The organism is Gemmatimonadota bacterium, from assembly GCA_009838845.1.
Classification (GTDB): Bacteria; Latescibacterota; UBA2968; order UBA2968; family UBA2968; genus VXRD01.
Map to the genome: position 1 here is coordinate 1 of VXRD01000140.1, position 19,219 is coordinate 19,219.

The 19,219-nt window shown below is 50.8% G+C and carries 14 protein-coding genes and 1 tRNA gene; 2 read left to right on the forward strand and 13 right to left on the reverse strand.

Annotated features, from left to right (window positions below; all coding sequences use genetic code 11):
* The 4 genes from F4Y39_19640 to F4Y39_19655 all read right to left on the reverse strand — a co-directional run.
* Positions 1-2,234: hypothetical protein (locus F4Y39_19640; GenBank protein ID MYC15944.1), on the reverse strand; the 2,234-nt coding region annotated here is incomplete at its 3' end.
* A gap of 29 nt (positions 2,235-2,263) precedes the next feature.
* Positions 2,264-3,400 (reverse strand): DUF433 domain-containing protein, encoded by a 1,137-nt coding sequence (locus F4Y39_19645; protein MYC15945.1) that lies wholly within the window; start codon positions 3,398-3,400, stop codon positions 2,264-2,266.
* Positions 3,401-3,434: 34 nt separating this feature from the next.
* The gene (gene metH, locus F4Y39_19650; protein ID MYC15946.1) at positions 3,435-7,091 is read right to left on the reverse strand and encodes a methionine synthase; all 3,657 of its coding nucleotides are present in this window, start codon (positions 7,089-7,091) and stop codon (positions 3,435-3,437) included.
* Positions 7,092-7,214: 123 nt separating this feature from the next.
* Positions 7,215-7,946, reverse strand: coding sequence for a sulfite exporter TauE/SafE family protein (locus tag F4Y39_19655; protein ID MYC15947.1), 732 nt, complete (start codon positions 7,944-7,946; stop codon positions 7,215-7,217).
* Positions 7,947-7,991: 45 nt separating this feature from the next.
* Between F4Y39_19655 and F4Y39_19660 the strand changes: the two genes are divergently transcribed.
* Positions 7,992-9,236, forward strand: coding sequence for an MFS transporter (locus F4Y39_19660; protein MYC15948.1), 1,245 nt, complete (start codon positions 7,992-7,994; stop codon positions 9,234-9,236).
* A gap of 78 nt (positions 9,237-9,314) precedes the next feature.
* On the opposite strand, the gene F4Y39_19665 is transcribed toward F4Y39_19660, so the two are convergent.
* From F4Y39_19665 to mutL, 4 genes are all read right to left on the reverse strand, one after another.
* Positions 9,315-10,061, reverse strand: coding sequence for a hypothetical protein (locus F4Y39_19665; protein ID MYC15949.1), 747 nt, complete (start codon positions 10,059-10,061; stop codon positions 9,315-9,317).
* Between the two features lie 109 nt (positions 10,062-10,170).
* A tRNA-Gly gene (locus tag F4Y39_19670) sits at positions 10,171-10,246 on the reverse strand.
* Between the two features lie 41 nt (positions 10,247-10,287).
* Positions 10,288-11,208 (reverse strand): tRNA (adenosine(37)-N6)-dimethylallyltransferase MiaA, encoded by a 921-nt coding sequence (gene miaA, locus F4Y39_19675; protein ID MYC15950.1) that lies wholly within the window; start codon positions 11,206-11,208, stop codon positions 10,288-10,290.
* Positions 11,209-11,210: 2 nt separating this feature from the next.
* Positions 11,211-13,004, reverse strand: a complete 1,794-nt coding sequence (gene mutL, locus F4Y39_19680) for a DNA mismatch repair endonuclease MutL (GenBank protein MYC15951.1) — start codon at positions 13,002-13,004, stop codon at positions 11,211-11,213.
* 300 nt (positions 13,005-13,304) lie between these two features.
* Here mutL and hpt point away from each other — a divergent pair, with 300 nt between their 5' ends.
* Entirely contained in the window at positions 13,305-13,838 is a 534-nt protein-coding gene (gene hpt / locus F4Y39_19685) for a hypoxanthine phosphoribosyltransferase (GenBank protein ID MYC15952.1), read from the forward strand.
* 111 nt (positions 13,839-13,949) lie between these two features.
* On the opposite strand, the gene F4Y39_19690 is transcribed toward hpt, so the two are convergent.
* The 5 genes from F4Y39_19690 to F4Y39_19710 form a co-directional block, all read right to left on the reverse strand.
* Positions 13,950-14,630, reverse strand: a complete 681-nt coding sequence (locus F4Y39_19690; protein MYC15953.1) for a uracil-DNA glycosylase — start codon at positions 14,628-14,630, stop codon at positions 13,950-13,952.
* Between the two features lie 92 nt (positions 14,631-14,722).
* The gene (locus tag F4Y39_19695) at positions 14,723-15,088 is read right to left on the reverse strand and encodes a glutaredoxin (GenBank protein ID MYC15954.1); all 366 of its coding nucleotides are present in this window, start codon (positions 15,086-15,088) and stop codon (positions 14,723-14,725) included.
* Positions 15,089-15,221: 133 nt separating this feature from the next.
* Positions 15,222-16,169 (reverse strand): hypothetical protein, encoded by a 948-nt coding sequence (locus F4Y39_19700; protein ID MYC15955.1) that lies wholly within the window; start codon positions 16,167-16,169, stop codon positions 15,222-15,224.
* Positions 16,170-16,280: 111 nt separating this feature from the next.
* Complete coding sequence (locus F4Y39_19705; GenBank protein ID MYC15956.1) at positions 16,281-16,868, reverse strand: hypothetical protein; 588 nt, start codon at positions 16,866-16,868, stop codon at positions 16,281-16,283.
* 47 nt (positions 16,869-16,915) lie between these two features.
* Positions 16,916-19,210 (reverse strand): xanthine dehydrogenase family protein molybdopterin-binding subunit, encoded by a 2,295-nt coding sequence (locus tag F4Y39_19710; protein MYC15957.1) that lies wholly within the window; start codon positions 19,208-19,210, stop codon positions 16,916-16,918.
* Positions 19,211-19,219: the final 9 nt, after the last annotated feature.

Below are 19,219 nucleotides of genomic sequence, written 5' to 3' on the forward strand. Positions count from 1 at the left end.
AGTGGGGCTCCTTTCTGATTACTGATAAGGTACCCACCAAAACGGGTCAAGTCCACACCAATGTATCGGACTTTCGGCTCCCAGGATACGCCGACCCAGCGCAGCAAAGCCTTCCACTGGTCCTTCTTGGTTCCTTTCCTGATTTGGTTGGGCCATCGGTGGAAAGGAAGCACGAGCCCCCGATCCCTCACGCTGGCAAAGAACCGGTCAAACACTGGTGGCCCTCCCCAATCTTCTCCTGCGTAGCAGTCGGCGGCGGGTAGCCATCCTTTGTCAGTTGGCAGACACAACGCCTTGGCCATCTTAGCCCGTTGTTTTTCCCTTTGAGTGCCATTCGGGTTTTCGAGCAACGGTGGCACCTCCGCGAATTTGCGGCTTGGTGACCAAGATAGAACCTGAAGCAATGCTCGCCATCCGTTGGTCTTCCATTCCCCGCTGTACCATTTGGAGACAAACGGCAGCAAAACATCATAGAGGTATTCCCCTCGTTGCTGCAAAATCCATCCTGATATCAGATCTCTCCAGATTTCGAGGGTCTCACCATTGTCTCCTTTCTTTGCCTTTGTCTCATATCGTTCTATGACTTTTCGCATTCGTGGATGTAATGAGTCGGCTGGCAGCCAGTCGGGCCAATCCTCGGGACGGACAAGTATCATTGGGAGGTTGCCGTTGAGTGTTCGTGCAACTTCTTTCCCAGTCCACCAGCAAGGTACGGCTCGCAAGCCTTCAAGCAGATATTCACGGTCCTCATGGTTTCGCGAATATCCCGAAGGGATACGCTTCAGTCCACCTTTAACCAAAACCCCCCAACTCTCAAAACACTCTTTGGGCGACTCATTGCGACAATAGCTGAGTAGCCGGATATAATCCTCTTTTTTGATATACTTGGCACCAAAACGCTTGAGGATATCTGCCAAGTCTTGAAGTTCAGGCACAAGTAGGCATGCCTTCCGCACTTCGTTAGTATCGTCCCGTAGAACGTGACCAAGCCTGTCGTTCCAAAGCTGCACTTCCCCAGGTCTGACCCGATCGCCACCGATGACCGGAACGAATGGTGTCTGGCATAGCGTATCCCAAATGTCTTTCTGGAGATGTCGCAAGGGTGAATTACCATCTTCGTAGACGATTTCTCCAAACGATTCCAAGGCCGTCCGTGCAGGAACATGCTTGAGCACATCTTGAAATAACTTACAAAACTCCCGACGGATAGCGTCGTCGTGTTGGCCTTTCCTAACGTGCTTTCGGTTATGCTCAAGATCGAATGAAGCATGGATCAGAGCAAGCACTCCGCTAGCTTCCTCAGTAGGATAAAAAACATGGAAAGGGACGTCTGCGCCGTGAGGAACGGCGTCTCCTTGTTCCGTAAGAGGGAAACAAACGGCGACCGTTAGTTGTTTGTCTTGGTCGCTCGGTGCCGAGTTGCTACGAATCCATCGGCGCCACGAAGTCGAAGTAGATCTGGTCGGACCGCGGGTAGAGAGTATGACATCACTGATCGACAATCCAAGTTCCCCCTGCGTAATCTCATGAACTGTTTCCCTATCTTCAGTACAAATACGGACACAAGATAATTCTTGGGCGAGAAGCAGGAATAGGGGGTCGAGACCACACAGTCGGTCAATGATGACCCCAGCCGTTGCTTTGTCACGAAACGGAAGACGAACGACAGTTGTATAGCCCGAAGATAAAAGCTCTTTGATTCGTTTGTTTGGTTCGCATTCATGGGGAATGCGGAAAGTCAAGGTAGGCGGATTATTGTATAGTTTTTTCTTTTTTAAAAGCTTTCGAGTTTTTGTTGACGAAAATAAAAAATGAAAGGGGCCTGAATGAATCTCCGGTTCATCGGTAATCTCAAGCACAGCCTTGAAGCCCAATCCCTTCGATCCGATGAGTACGTCGCTCAACCTACCCTCCCCCATCGCGTCGTCTGCATTCTGCAAAAGCTCCCAGACGAATCGGCCTCCATAATCATGGACGGTTTCATGCTCAATGTTGGAGTCAGAAGTTACCCGATTTGGATCCTTGTAGTGATCCAATTCGTTGCAACGAATAGCCCGAATAAGCTGTTTGTCACACGCGTCGAAGTGATCTGTGACTCTATCCAATTGTTTGTCGCTGAGATGGGAGGCGCAGACGCTGATCACGCCTTTGCGGGAAAAGGGGCGTCCACCATTTGCCACCAAGAGAGCATTATCTGTGACCTCAAATAGTATTTCGTTACTACGGTCCATCATGATGAATTGGTTCTCCTGATTTGATATGATTAATTAGCACAACCCTTACTATGGGCCTTGTAGGCAATTACAGTGAGTTCTTTATTGGTAAGATCCAGCCCACTCATCGCACACAACAACCAGATTGCGTTATCTACAAATCCGACGTATTTGCCTGCGTTCACCGCAATTTTCTCTACAGAGGCCATAGTTTCGTACAGTTCCGACCTGGTAGGGGTAGTAGGCGGTTTGTTTTTGCTTCGGTCTGGCCAACGATTGAAATGCACAAGCCCAAAAGACCCCATCGCTCGTAGAATATGTCTATCGGGTTTCGCCACATCAAATCCCAGATTTTTCAATGCCTCCGCAGCCACAGGAACCCCGAATGACGGAAGTTTATACTTATTCGATAGGCCAATACACAAGGCGACCTGCTTCGGGTCATCATCACACTGGTACATAAGTGAGGTAAAATATCTCTCCGCTGCCCCATAGGTCTTGCTATATTCTGCAAGTTTCCGAGCAGTATGGGTAAGGTTGATGAGGTTTCTTTTTAGCCACGGAGAACCAGCTTTCCGTTCTTTAAACCAGGGTACGACATAACTGGCTATCTTGGTATCCGGCAACGCAGCGTATTCCTCAAGACTGAAACCACAGAATACATCCTTAAGTTCATGGCGAATCTTTTCGATCTTGGACCAATCAATACCACTGGACAGCACAGCCATCAATAACCCCTCGAAAACTTCGTCGTCATTCCAGGTCTTTCCAGCGATTCTCTCCTCAATAGCTGCTACTTGGTCGAAGTTTTCAATGTGCTCTTCCCATTTTGGAAGCGACGAATTGAGACGAGACTCAATGTGGCTCCAAATTATCGGAATCGTCTCAACGCGACACCGTGCATCCGCTAATTTCTGGTAAAATACAGGGTCTGATTTCCGAGCCGCTTTTCGCTTTGTCTCAAAATCTGTTTTCGCTTTCTCAAGATATGTCTCAACTTCTGGCTGGTGAGCAAGATAGAACGCAATAGCTCCATAGATCTGTTCAAGTGTCAGTGCGGGAAGCGATTGGGCAATGCTCTCGGGAGATTGTCCATCCAGAAAAGCATAAACGATGGTATCCAGAGAGACCCGAGTATTTACAATCCAATAGCCTTCATCGCGCCACTCAACATAAGCCTTGTTCATATTCTCGTCTTTCATCTGCGTACATCTGCGGATACTACTTATACCCCAAATTCGGTGCCAGCCAGCGCTCCATCTCCGCCATCTGCATTTCCTTGCGGCGTGCGTAGTCGGCCACTTGATCCGCGTTGATCTTGCCCACAGCAAAATAGCGCGCATCGGGATGTGCGAGATACCACCCACTGACCGAAGCCGCAGGGGTCATGGCAAAATTCTCAGTCAACCGAATATCCGTCTCTCGCTCAACCCCGAGCAAATCAAACAACGTCTGCTTCTCCGTGTGATCCGGGCAAGCGGGATAACCGGGCGCGGGACGAATACCGCGATACCTCTCCCGGATTAAATCCTCATTGCTCAACGCCTCGTCCAGACCGTAACCCCAATCTCTCCGCGTCTTTGCGTGCAAAAACTCGGCAAATGCTTCAGCCAGGCGATCCGCTATAGCCTGGAGCAAAATAGCATTGTAATCGTCCAATGCGTGCTTAAACGCCGCTGCTTTTGCGTCAACGCCCAATCCCGCAGTCACGGCAAACGCCCCGATATAATCTGTATATCCGGCTGGTGCGACAAAATCCGTCAGTGAAAAATACGGTCCTCCCGTGCGCTTTTTCTGCTGCTGGCGCAACATGTGCAACCGCGCCCGCTCGGTATCTCTGCGCTCATCTTCAAACACGACAATATCGTCGCCATCGGCATTTGCCGGAAAAAATCCGTACACAGCCTGTGCCTGGATCCATCCCTCATCGACAATCGCCTTGAGCATCGCCTGTGCGTCATCGAATAATTTGCGCGCCTCTGCGCCCTTGTTCGGATCATTCAATATCTTCGGATAACTGCCTCGCAACTCCCATGCGTGGAAGAACGGTCCCCAATCGATAAAATTGACCAATTGAGAAATCGGAAAATCGCACAAATCCTGCACACCTGTAAACTTGGGTTTGGGGAGATCAACCTGTGCCCAGTCAAACATCTGGCGACGCGATAGTGCATCCGAATACGAAATAAGCGGCCTTCGAGAAATGTCAAACTCGGCCAATGCCCGCTGCTGTGACTCGCGATTTGCCCGCACATACTCGTCCCGTTGCTCTGCGTTCAACAACGTACCCACCACACCCGTTGCGCGCGATGCATCCACAACATGTACGGTTGCATAATCGTAAACCGGCGCAATTTTCACCGCTGTATGCTTGCGGCTCGTGGTCGCTCCCCCAATTAAAAGGGGCACGTCAAATTCCTCGCGCTGCATCTCGCGCGCGACATGGACCATCTCATTGAGCGACGGTGTGATCAAACCGCTCAGCCCGATGATATCGACCTCTTCTTCCAGTGCAACTCTCAAAATGCGATCCGCGGGCACCATCACACCCAGATCGATCACCTCATAATTATTGCACCCCAAAACCACGCCCACAATATTCTTGCCAATATCGTGAACATCCCCTTTCACCGTCGCCATCAGAACCTTACCTCGCGCCCCGCCGCCCGCTTTCTCATCTTCCATCAAAGGCTCGAGATACGCCACCGCCTGCTTCATCACGCGCGCTGTTTTGACCACCTGGGGCAAAAACATTTTGCCTGCGCCAAACAAATCGCCCACCACATTCATCCCGTCCATCAATGGACCTTCGATCATCTCCAGCGGTTTGTACCTGCCAAGTGCCTCCTCTAAATCCTCTTCCAAATGCTCTGACTGCCCGTGCAAAAGCGCGTGCTTCAAGCGATCTTCAACCGAGCCCTGTCGCCATGCATCGTCTTTTTGACGGCTCTTGCCCTCTGAGCGCACAGACTCGGCGAAATCCACCAGCCTTTCCGTCGCATCTTTTCGCCGGTTGAACAACACATCTTCAATCAGCACGCGCAACTTCTCGGGGATTTCTTCATACACCATCAACTGCCCGGCATTGACAATGCCCATATCCAGACCAGCTTGAATGGCGTGATACAAAAAAGCCGCGTGAATCGCCTCTCGCACGTAATCATTGCCCCGGAATGAGAACGAAATATTGCTCACACCACCGCTCGTTTTCGCACCCGGGCACAGGTCTTTGATCTGTCTTACAGCCTCGATAAAATTGACTGCATAATCGTTGTGTTCTTCAATACCCGTTGCAACAGTCAAAATATTCGGATCAAAAATAATATCCGACGCATCCATCCCCACATCTTCGGTCAAAATGTGATATGCGCGCTGGCAAATCCGCACCTTATCTTCAATCGATGTCGCCTGCCCCTTCTCATCAAACGCCATCACCACAACCGCAGCACCGTAGCGCAACACAGTCTCCGCCTGTGACTTAAAAACCGCCTCGCCCTCTTTCAAACTGATGGAATTGACAATCGCCTTGCCCTGCACGCATTTCAACCCCGCCTCAATCACTTCAAAATCGGAACTGTCAATCACAATTGGCACGCGCGCAATATCGGGTTCGCCCGCGATCAGCTTTAAAAACGTCGCCATAGCATCTTTTGAATCAAGCAACCCCTCATCCATATTGACATCGATCATATTCGCGCCACCAGCCACCTGCTCCCGCGCAACTGCCAGTGCTGCTGCATAATCACCCGTTTTGATCAACCGCGCAAACCGCCGCGACCCCGTCACATTGGTGCGCTCGCCAATCATAATAAAATTGGAATCGGGATAAATGATCATCGGCTCCAAACCGCTAAACCGCGACACAGAAGGCCGCTCGGGAATTTTTCTCGGCGCCTTATCGGATACAGCCTCGGCAATCGCAGCAATATATTCGGGCGTGGTACCACAACATCCGCCCACAATATTGAGCCAACCCTGTGCGGCAAAATCGCCCAAAATACCCGCCATGTGGCCCGGAGAATCGTCGTATTCCCCAAACTCATTGGGCAAGCCCGCATTGGGATAACAACTCATAAATGCCGGTGCGAAATGAGATAAAGCCTCCACATAAGGCCGCATTTCCCGCGCACCGAGGGCGCAGTTAATCCCCACACTCAAGGGCTGTGCGTGTGCCACCGACAACCAGAATGCCTCTATTGTCTGTCCGGACAGCGTGCGCCCGCTTTGATCGGCCACCGTGCCAGAAATCATCACGGGCACTTTCACCCCGTGATCCAGAATATAACGCGACACGGCAAATAGCGCGGCTTTCGCTGTGAGCGTATCAAACACCGTCTCCACCAGGATTATATCCACACCGCCAGCCATCAAACCCTCAATCTGCGCGTAATACCCATTGACCACATCTTCAAATGTATGCGTGCGAAAAGCCGGATCATTCACATTGGGCGACAGCGAAAGCGTACAACTCGTTGGTCCCAGAGCACCCGCAACAAAACGCGGCTTATTCGGATTTTGCACTGTCACCTCGTCCGCTACTTTTCGCGCAACCTGTGCGGCCGCCACATTGAGATCGTAAACCCGGTCCTGAAGCCGATACTCCGCCATCGAAATCGGCGTGGCATTAAACGTATTCGTCTCGATAATATCCGCTCCGGCATCCAAAAAACGCCGGTGAATATCCGCGATCAAATGCGGCTGCGTCAGACACAAAAGATCGCTACACCCCTTCACATCAACGGGGTGATCGCCAAAGTCCTCGCCTCGAAACGCCCGCTCGTCCAGATCATAAGCCTGAATCATCGTAGCCATCGCCCCATCGAGCAGCAAAATGCGCTCTGACATCAAGTTGCGAATGGTTGTATCTGTATCACGCATATATCTTTTCTCTTATTCGGTTGAACAGGAAAAAGTCGAGGACAAAGATAAAATAAATAGCGTGCCTGACCAATCAACAGGCCGTTGAGTTTAATCAACTGACAGGCACGCACTTGCCCATCATCAAAAAAGCGCCGCGGCCAATCCGCCGGCCATTACCATTCCAATCGAAATCCAGCGAAACACCGCCACCTGGTGAACCCGTGCGCGGAGATAGGTCGCGGTCAAAAATCCCAAAATCAAACCCGGCGCACCCCAGAGGACGAATTGCAAACTCTCAAGCGTCAACACCCCTACGGCCCACAACACACAGAGACTCAACGTAGAAGTACACAAAAAACAGGTCAGAAGCGTTGCGCGCATCATCGCCTGCGGCCAGCGCTGTTTCAGCCCAAACAGAACGATAGGCGGTCCAGAAACACCGATACTGGAGGACAAAAAACCGCTGAACATACCCACCCCTCCACAGGTCAATGTATCATGTCGGAAAGGATTACCCGGTCGCAACTGCAAAACAACTGCCAATACCACCATCGCCAAACCAATAGCGCGCTTCATCACATCTGCATCTGTATCGCGTAACACAAACGCGCCCAAAGGCATACCCACAATCGCAGTACCCACAATCATCCCCAGTACCTTCCAATCCACATCTCGCCGCAGTTGAATAAATTGCCCGGTGCCCAAAGGCAAATAGGACATCAAAACCCCGGGCACAACCACCTGGGCGGGAAACCACAAAACCATCGCCGGTATAGAAAGCAGGTTAAACCCAAACCCTGTCAATCCCTGCAAGCTACCCGCAATCCAAAAAATACTGCTCGCATAGCATATTTCGCGTATCGGAAAATCCATTGTGTAATGGTTGCTTTTTGCTCTTTATTTTAGTTTTTTATTTCAATGAACGCCATTATCCGCAACCCCCTTATCCTCCCTGTCTTTTTCCCCACTTTTCTACTCAGACTGGGCAGTGGCTTGCTCGTCCCCATATTGCCACTCTACGCCAAATCGTTTGACATTTCCTACGGTCTCGTTGGTCTCGTGCTCGCTGCCGAAGGTATCGGCCACCTCGTTGGCGACCTGCCCGCTGCCATGGTACTCAACCGCATTGGTCGCAAATCCGCGATGCTATTAGGGGTTCTCACAGTTGCACTTTGCGGCGCAGGCCTCTTTTTTGCGCCCTCTATCTTTGTGGTCTTCCTGCTGCGCTTTGTGGGCGGGATAGGCGGCGCACTTTGGGACATCTCGCGGTATGCTTATTTGGCCGATGCCACAGCCGTCCATCAGAGGGGACGCGCCCTCTCTGTATTTGGTGGCATCAGCCGCATCGGCACCTTTTTAGGACCTGTCATTGGCGGCTATATTGCCTCTGTCGCCTCTGTAAGATATCCATTCCTCGTTTATGGCGGTATCTCACTCCTATCCGCAGTAGTCGCGGCAATCGCCGTCGAGGCCTCTCGCAAACGCGTATCGCCACCGCAACACGGCCTTGTGCGCCACTTCGCCAACATCTTTCGTACCAACAGCAAAAATCTGATCACCGCGGGTACAGGCCAGCTCTTTGCCCAAACCATTCGCAGTGGTCGCTACATCATCATACCGCTTTACGGCGCCGAAGTCCTCAATCTGGGATATGAACAAATCGGTCTCATCATGTCTATCTCGGGCTTTATAGACATGATGATGTTCTATCCCGCTGGGGTCATCATGGATCGCTTTGGACGCAAATTCGCCAATGTACCCAGCTTCGCGCTACAGGCCATTGGCATGGCACTTATCCCGCTCACAGAACCCTTTGCTGCCTACCTGAATCTGCCCTTTTTCTTCATTGGCCTCATCACAGGAGAATTTATCGCCCTCTTGTTCCCCGCCAGTCTGCTCGGATTTGGCAATGGTCTCAGTTCAGGAGCCATGATGACCCTGGGTGCCGACCTTGCACCCCGCGATGCCCTGAGCGAATTTTTGGGCCTCTGGCGCCTTATCGGAGATGGCGGGCGCATGTCTGGACCCGTATGCGTCGGTTATGTCGCCGACCTCCTCGGCCTATCACCCGCTGCTCTGGCTATTGCAGGCATTGGTCTTTCCGCAGCGGGCATCTTCCTCTTTCTCGTTCCCGAGACTTTGGATAGACGAATAGACGAATAGACGAATAGACGAATAGACGAATCCCACCTCGCCACCCAAAGTCGTTACGGGCTTCGATTCGCTGATTCGCTGATTCGTTCAGCCCCTCACCATAGCCTCCAGATGCGCCACAATCTCATCAATCGGTGCATAACAGGTCGAGCAGGGATAGAGAAACTCTCCTGTTGCCCGCAAATGCGCCCCATTTTTTATATGAAAGCGTCCTGTGCGGTCCATAAATTGCCCCCAATGCCCCATCGTATATCCCGCTTTTGGGCTCACTATCGCGCTCTCGCGCCAGCTTTTGGGAAAGAGATCTTGAAATGGTGGCACAGAATTGAGCCAACTGCCACACCTCACAATCTTCACATCGGAGCGGCGCTGCTGCGCATCCTTTAACAATTGCAGCAATGTGCCCATAAATGCATCTCGCATTTCGCTCAGAGGCGATTTGGGCTGATACACATTGCCGATGTGAATCGCGATATAATCGTCGCCATCGTCATACGTCCAGCATTCGTAAGGACGTCCCTTTATCGAAGGTCTGCTATAACCCTTTTTCACGCGGGGCCACAAATAGGCAAGCCCTTCTTCCTCCCATGCCTCGCCCTCACAACGATCAAAAATGGCCTTCAAACCCATCAGATAGGCATCCCAATCAGAGTCTTCATACCCCCGCGCCGGATGATGCTCGCCATCAAAAAAATCCGTATTGCGATACACATTGACCCGAGAAGTAACCGCATTTTCAAACCCAATTCCTTCCCGTTCCATTAGAAATCGCGCATACCACAAACTCAGCTTGAGAAAGTGGCTGGCATAGTGGATGCGAATTTCATTATCCATCAAAACTCCTTCGGACGCAGTAAATTGCACCGATTGGGTTTATTCAATACATAAAACAAAAAGAACGGACAACCCGCTTTGAGATTGCCCGTGATTTTCATTATTTTTTTGGAGCGGGAAACGGGACTCGAACCCGCGACATCAAGCTTGGGAAGCTTGCACTCTACCAACTGAGTTATTCCCGCTCCGCAAGGAATAGCAAATTTATAGGGGTTCATCTTTGGTGTCAACATGTTTCAAGGTTTTGCAAGATGACATCTGCCACATCACCATCACTACCATCTACCCATCTGAAGCGCTTATCCCTACGAAAAAAAGTCATCTGTCGTTTGGCATAGCGTCGCGTACCCTGTTGCAAATCGGCAAGTGCGCGATCAAGCGTCGTCTCACCATCGAGATATTGAAATATTTCCCGGTACCCAAACGCATTGAGCGCGTTTAGATCGGAATAGTAACCTCTATCACGGAGACTTTTTGCTTCTTTAATCAGGCCATTCTCGAACATAAGACACGCACGCGCATTGATCCGGTCATAGAGTACTTCGCGCTCCCAGTACAAACCCAAATAAGATGCCTTATGGCGGATTGGCGGTATTGGCGATACCTTCTGATATTCAGAAAGCGGTTTACCCGATGCTTCATAGACTTCCAGACCACGCAGAATGCGTTGTGTATCGGTTGCCTGAATTTTCGCAGCCCATTCCGGATCGACCTCGCACAGCCTTTTGTACAAGGCGGGAAGACAATCCCTTCCCTCTTCCTTCAATCGCGCGCGAACCTCTATCGGAATTTTTGGCATAGGTGAAAAGCCATCGAACAACGCGCGAATATACAACCCCGCTCCTCCTACCACAATGGGCATCTTGCCGCGACGCAGAATATCTCCAATTACCGCAGATGCATCTTCGGCAAATTGCCCCGCGCTATAGTCTTCGTCGGGATTGATAAAATCAATGAGGTGATGGCGCGTAGCGGCCCGTTCTTCGGTTGTCGGCTTTGCCGTCCCAATATCCATAAAACGATAAATCTGCCGCGCATCTGCCGATATAATCTCGCCATCTATCCTCTGCGCGAGTTCAATGCCCACAGACGTTTTGCCCGATGCCGTCGGTCCGGCAATCACCAGAATATCTGGAAATGAGGCCATGACTACCGCTTAAACCGATTGTCGATTTCATCCAGCCCGATCTTAACAAGTGTTGGCCTACCATAAGGGCTGACGAAAGGTTCCCGCGTTGCGAACAACTGATCTATAAGTGCGCGCATTTCTTCTGTCGATAAATCCTCACCTGTGCGAATTGACGTGTGCCATGCGTAAACCGATGCCAGCCGATGTTCCTCGGGTGCAATCTGCCGCGTTTGTAAGGAAGGCGAAACAGAAATTGCTTGCTCGGCTTCGGCCATATCGCGAATTATATCTCTCAAAAGTTGCCCGTCTTGCCACGTTCTCAGCCCCATGGGAATGGCATCGACAACAACCGTATGCCCCCCAAAATCGCGAATGCCAAATCCCATTTTTTCCAACAGGGGCATGGCCTCGCGCACAATAAGAATTTCTTTGACACTAAAATCGAGCGTAAGTGGAAACAGCAGCCGCTGACTCGTCGCGGGACGGGTATGCATATTGTCAATGGCGCGTTCGTACAAAATCCTCTGGTGGGCAACCTGCTGGTCAATCGCAATCAAACCATTTTTAATATGCGCCAAAATGTACTTGCTGTGCAATTGCCATACGGAAACCCGGGCAAAATCCTCTTCATCGAGATCATCGGTATTAATCCCGGTTCCCCGCTTTGCCTTGCCCGACGACATTCTCATCGTTAGCGGCAGTGCCATCTGAGGTTGTCCGCCAACTTTGGGCTGCCCGGGCTGATAGGTGATCTCAGGAGATTCTGCGATGCTCACAGGCGTATCTGCTACGGGCATAATAGCATCGTCCATTTCTGGGATCAGATCTGCGCCGCGCAGCGATTGCTGAACAGCTTGAGTAATCAGGCCGTAAATTGTCCGCTCATCGGCAAAGCGAACCTCGCGCTTTGAAGGGTGGACATTGACATCCACACGCGCCGGATCAATGTTCAGACAGAGGCAATACGATGGCGCAAGCCCCTTGGGCAAAAGCCCGCCATATCCTTCGTAAACTGCAAAAGCGATGGCTTTGTGCTGCACCCATCGGTTATTGACAATCAAAACCTGTTGGGCACCGGATTTTCGCGCGGACTCGGGCTTGCCCACAAAGCCTCGAACCTCTATGCCGCTCGCCTTGCTCTCAACACCGATGGCATCTGCGCCATATCGCACGCCAAATATCTGCTCTGCCCGCCGATCAAAGCGCGATCTCCCCAGTTTTAGCACCTGGCGCCCATTGTGCTTGAGGTCGAATCCGATCTCGGGATACGCCATGGCCATAGCCGTCACCGCGTTCACAATATGTCGAAATTCCGTATCGACACTTTTGAGAAATTTTCGCCTGGCGGGCACATTGAAAAATAAGCCGTGCAATGTAACAGCCGTACCCTGCCCGCGGCCAATCGCGGATACATCCTGCACGCGCCCGCCCACCACGGAGATTCGCGTTCCTTCAACCGCATCTACCAGGCGAGTTTCAAGAGTCATGCGCGAAACAGCGGCAATACTAGGCAATGCCTCGCCCCTGAATCCATGTGTGAGCAACCCTTTTAGATCGTCCAGACTCTGGATCTTACTCGTCGCGTGTCGTTCAAGTGCCAAAAGCGCGTCATCGCGCGACATCCCGCATCCATTATCACTGACCCGCAGGCTCTCTTTGCCGCCAGCAGCAATTTCAACGACAATGCGGTCCGATCCCGCATCCACTGAGTTCTCAATCAGTTCTTTTGCGACAGATGCTGGCCGCTCGACCACTTCCCCAGCAGCGATGCGGTTGGAGATCTCATCCGGGAGTATGCGAATTTGATTGGGCATATTGAGGATAGAAGTGAAAAAAAAGAAAACAAAAAACGCCTAACCCGCCGGGCGCCGAAATGTTTGTCGAAGTCCCGGTGTTAAAACAGCGGAAAACTTCCTGCGGGGCTACCCTCATGCAGATTCAAGGCGTTTTTTTGTGAAGCGCAAGCTTCGACGCAAATATAGCATTTTTACAAATCTGAATCAAGGGATTCCTTCAAATACTGCTTGATGGGTATGAGTTAGCCCCAATGGAGTTTGACTTAAAAAATAAATTCTTTAAGTTATACCATCTTCCATCACAAGGAGATTTTTCCAGTGCAGGATTTTGTCCTTCATCCCGATTCTATATTAATCGACCAAAAAACGATTCAGAACCGCGTTCGCGAACTCGGCGCCGAAATTTCCGCACAGTACCCAGACGGTGTCGTTCTCGTGGGCATTCTAACGGGTGCCCTCTACTTTTTAGTCGATCTTTCGCGTGCGATAAGCTGTCCCATTGAAATTGATCTCATTGCGATTTCGAGTTATGTCGGTACAAGTAGCTCGGGCACAGTGACATTCACAAAAGACCTCAGCCGTGAAATTGACGACCGTCATGTGCTCGTTGTCGAAGATATTGTCGATACCGGGCGCACGATCTCTGCACTTCTCACATTATTAAAAGACAGAAACCCGCGCAGCCTCGGTATCTGCACCCTCCTGGACAAACCAGACCGCAGAATCGTACCCGTCCCCATCCATCACTGCGGTTTCACCATTCCGGACCAATTTGTGGTGGGTTATGGCCTTGACTACAACCAGGCCTACCGCAACCTACCCTACATCGCTGTGCTGAATGAACCCAGGTGAGAAGTTAGAAGAGAGAAGTTAGCACAGGCGAAGCCTACAACGAGCGTAGCGAGTAACTCCACCCAACCCAGCCCCAAGACGGGTGCTTTTTCACGCTTCACACTTCCTCCTTCACACTTCAAACAGCAACGCACGTACGCGCTGAAACAACACATTGATCATATCTTCTGTCAGGACGCCTGTATTCATATTGTAGCGACTAAAATGGTAGGTCGCTACGAGGATTTTATCGTCCAACCGGTACACACCACCGTGCTGAAAACGATAGGCGTTTAGCCTCGTCACACGCCCTGCTGACCTCTCCAGCCTTATATAACTGTCAAACGCATCCCTGCCCATCGCCAGAACGATTTTTACGCGATGCAAGAACGTCATCTCCTGTGCCAGCCAGTCGAGACACGTGCGCTTCTCTTCGGACCTGGGCCGATTCTGAGGCGGAACACATTTGACGGCATTCGTGATATACACATTGTCCAGATGCAGGCCGTCATGGAGGTCAACCGCTGTTTCCCGGTTGGCAAAACCGTGCCGAAAGAGCGCGCGGTACAGCACATCCCCAGCGCCATCGCCTGTAAATGGCCTGCCCGTGCGATTGGCTCCGTGTGCGCCGGGAGCCAGACCAATAATGAGCAATTGTGCGTTGATATCTCCAAAGCCCGGAACGGGTTTTGCCCAGTAATCGCAATCGCCAATTTTGCGATTTTCCGCCAACTCAAATGTGCGGCAATAATCGACTAGGCGTTTGCACAGGGTGCATTCTGCAATCTCTTTTTCGAGGACGCGCGTCTGCATAGTAAATATAAAAGTGTTTGCAAATGGCTCTTATTCAAAAAAAAAGGCGACCCTTAGCGGATCGCCTCACTGTAAAAACCACCACCTTGTATTTATCGACCAAAGTGAGGGTTGGCAATAGTCGGTTGCTGTGCTGCACGCGCCATTGCTTCATGCTCTTCATCCGTACAGGAACGATCCGTTGGAACCGAGGGATCTGGGCCTCCGGGCTGGTACCCATTTTGGATTAACCAACCTTCTAACTCATCACCGCTGATATCGGCCAGCATCGTATCCCCAATCTGCACACAGGGCTGTAAGGGCTGCCCGCTCTTTATAACCATCTCGCGATAGTTGTCGGGATTGTTAATGATATCGCGGTCTTCGTACTCCAGCCCATATTTTGCCAGAACAGCGCGCACACCACCGCTCCAACCGCAAACTGGCTTTAAATAGGCGATGACTTTGGGATTAGCCATTGAAAAACCTCCTGAAAAATGATACTACGGGTCTGATCTTGTTCTCTACTAATGTACAAAAAATCGCATATATGGCAAGGATTCTTATTGTCTATTCGTTTTTAAGAGTCCGCTGGCCTTTACTTCCCATCAATCAAAATCCCACACTTGGGACCCGACCTGTATCTAATTTGCGGCTCTTTCCCCATTTAATCGTCCCGGTTGTTTTGTCTAAAATGCCAACATTATACCACAAATTGGCTTCATTGTAAGACTGGTGCATCTCTACGACAGTATTGTTTTTAATCGCTACGGTGGGCACTTTCCCCCTGCCGTAATTCACGCTTGTACCCCACACAATCGTCCGCGTTTTTTTTTTTACCGTTCCCACGCGATACCACAATTGCAAGTCATCATGCCCTTGATGAACTTCCACAACCGTATCGCCGTTGAGGTCACACATGGGCAATCGTCCATTGTCGTATTTGTGGCTTTCCCCCCAATCAATCGCTCGCGTAGTCGGGTTTACAATACCAACATGGTACCACAAATTCGCTCCTTCATGGGATTGATGCACTTCGACGATAGTATTCAATTCTCCTTTGGAAAATCCAATACTCGGAAATTGCCCCCGATCAAATTTTTTGCTTGCACCCCAGTTGATAACCCGGGTTGAACGATCCAAAATTCCAACGTGATACCACAACTCTGTTCCATCGTGAGACTGGTGCATCTCAACAACAATATTGCCCTGCATGGCGACAACCGGGCTTCTGCCCCTATCTTTGTAACTAATGCTACTTCCCCAGTTAATCGTCCGCGTTTTTTTCTCAATCGATCCAACGCGATACCACAGGGTCAAATCGCCCTGACCCTCGTGAACTTCTACAATCGTATCGCTGTTAAGGTCGCACATGGGCAATCGCCCATTGTCGTATTTGTGGTTCTCTCCCCAATCAATCGCTGTTGAGTTTACAATGCCAACGCGATACCACAAATTCGTTCCAATATGAGATTGATGCACTTCAACGACGAGATTACCTGTGGATTCACTGGCTTCAATTAGAGATGTGATGGCAAAAATAATAAGAATACTTTTCACTTCTTACTTCCCACTTCTTCCTTCTCGACGGCGCGCTTTAAGGCGTTTTTTTCGCCTCTGTCGCCTTCGGCGAAGCTCTTTTCTGCGTTCACTACCCGCCATAAAACCTTCCTATTCATTACCAAAGCGAAAACCAATTGTGAATTGCAATGCACTATCTTTTTCATCGTCGGCAATGATGAGTTTCATCTCGCCAAACCAGGCCAGCATCGGACTCAATTTGCGCTGATACCCCAATGGCAAATTCAAGCTGATTTTGGTATCGTTTTGGGGGCCATCTACCGACTCTTCTACCGCTGACTCAGATTCTATAGCATCAGATGCTATTTGGGGGCGAAAGAAGTGGGTTCCAAAACCACCACCGAAATAGGCTCGTCCGACTGGCGTTTGATGAAAAAAGTAAACGACATCCAGATTGACGGCATAAACGCGCAAATTCTCCTGTGCCGCGATATCCAGGCCTGGAAGCAGATGCAATTTGGGCAACATAACAGATCCCAGATCGAGATTGCCCCCGATCATCCATCGGTGAGAGTCAAACTGCCCACCCATGCCGTAAAAGGTATCAAACTGAGGTTCGCGCGTCAGACTCACCCCCGCTTTGACATGCAACCCCAGGGCATCGGACATTTGAGGAATACACAGCACCATCAAAGCTGCCAGTCCCCAGGCAGCGAATATTGAAATCACTCGATTCATGTTACCCCCTTTCCTTTGGATTGGATGTCTATTCAATTCCTCACAAATCAGCCTGTCCCATTTCCCCCATTTTTTGCCCACAATGCCTTGAGAACTTCGCCCGGTGACATGGGCAAAGTTGTCATTCTCACACCCACAGCATCGTAAATCGCATTTGCAACTGCCGCAGCAGGTGGAACAATTGGCACTTCTCCCACCCCCCGCACACCATAGGGGTGGCCGGGATTTGGCACTTCGACGATATGGGTTTCAATCATGGGCAAATCGAGACATGTGGGCATCCGATAATCGAGCAAACTCGCATTGGTCAAAAGTCCATCTCCATTATAGGCGTATTCTTCGTTGAGTGCCCAGCCAATGCCCTGTGCTGTGCCTCCTTGCATTTGTCCCTCGACATAACCGGGGTAAACAGCTTTGCCAGCATCTTGAATCATAGAGACGCGCAAAATCTCCACTTTGCCCGTTTCGGTATCGACCTCAATATCGACAATCATTACCGCAAAAGCCCCGCCCACGCCGGACGGATTTACGGTTGCCCTGCCCATAACGGGACCACCGGTTTCGTCAAGCATTCCTGCCAACTCTTTGAACGATATGGTCTTAGAAGAATCAGATGAAGAAAATGTGCCATCGTCAAAAACCACATCATCCGTAGAGATCTCCCACAATTTTGCCGCGCGCTCAATCAATTGCTCCTTGATATCCAGGGCGCACTGATAAGCCGCCCACCCTGTAGCAAATGTCGTGCGACTTCCCCCGGTCACATCTGTATCGCCGATAGAATCCGTATCAACGACCTGTGGCTTGACGTCTTCGGCCCGAATGCCGAGCACTTCGGCCAATTGCATCGCAATAGACGTTCGGGTTCCGCCAATATCCGTAGAACCCTCGACCAGACTGACCGTACCATCGGAATTTACACTGGCAGCGGCACTCGACTTCAACCCCACGTTGAACCAGAAACCCGAAGCAATCCCGCGCCCGCGATTTTTGCCGTTGACTTGCGTCGCGTAGTGCTCTGAAGAAAGGGCTGTTTTGACACACTCCTCGTTACCGATTCTCGGATAAACCGGCCCATCTGCGCGTCGCGTGCCTTCTCTGGCAGAATTTTTAAGCCTAAACTCAAGTGGATCAACATCCAATTGCTCGCAAATCTCGTCGATAATCGTTTCTGAAGCAAAAGCGGCATTGGTCGCACCGGGCGCCCTGTAGGCCATAGTCTGCGGTTTATTGACCAGCACCTCGTAACCGTCAATCAGCACATTGGGAATATTGTAGGGCGCGAAAATGCACATGGCACCTGGCGCTGCCCAACTACCGGGGAAACCACCCGACTCATACGCCATATACGCATATGCGGCGACAATCTTACCCGCTTTATCAACCCCCATTTTGCACTTGATAAAAGAGCCAGCGGTCGGGCCAGTTGCCTGCAAAACTTCCGTGCGACTCATGACCATCTTGACGGGGCGTCCCGTCTTTCTCGACAGAACCGCGGCCAGAGGTTCGAGATAAATCCGAATTTTGCCCCCAAATCCACCGCCAATTTCCATGGGCACGACTTTGACTTGTGAAACCGGCACATCCAATATCTGTGCAGTCTGTTCGCGCACGGTAAATGCGCCCTGCGTGCTGCACCACACTATGATCTGATCATCAGCACCCCACAAGGCCGTGGCATTTTGGGGTTCGATATACCCCTGGTGAACCGTCGCAGTATCAAATTCTCGCTCGATGACGAGTTCTGCCTCTGCAAATCCCTTCTCCACGTCGCCCAATTCGTGGCGAAAATGGGTACAAACATTGCTCTTTTGACCCGTATCTTCGCCCAGCGACTGCGTGGTCTGGTCTTCCAGAAGCAAAGGCGCGTCCTCTTTCATGGCTTCGTGGACAGTCAAAACGGGTTGCAACACCTCGTATTCGACATCGATCAAATCAACTGCTTCCTGTGCCGTATGAATATCTGTTGCCGCAACCGCAGCGACTGCATGGCCGTGATACAATACCTTGCCGTCGGCCAGCACATTTGCGCGCAGATGCTGAAGATTGGCAGCACCTTCACCGAGGTCTTCAATTTTGTCTTCTTGCAAAGGCAGGTCTTCAACGGTAATCACGGCTTTTACACCTGCAAGCGCTTCTGCCTTGCTCGTATTTATCGATTTGATCCGCGCATGCGCATGGGGGCTACGCACAACTGCCCCATGTAACATGCCTGCCATATCGATATCTGCACCGTATTTTGCCCGACCAACGACTTTATCGACGCCATCGTGCCGTATCGGACGGGTGCCAATAACTTTGTAATCCGTAATGCCCAGATAATCTTCTGTTTTTGTCGCCATTATGGGATC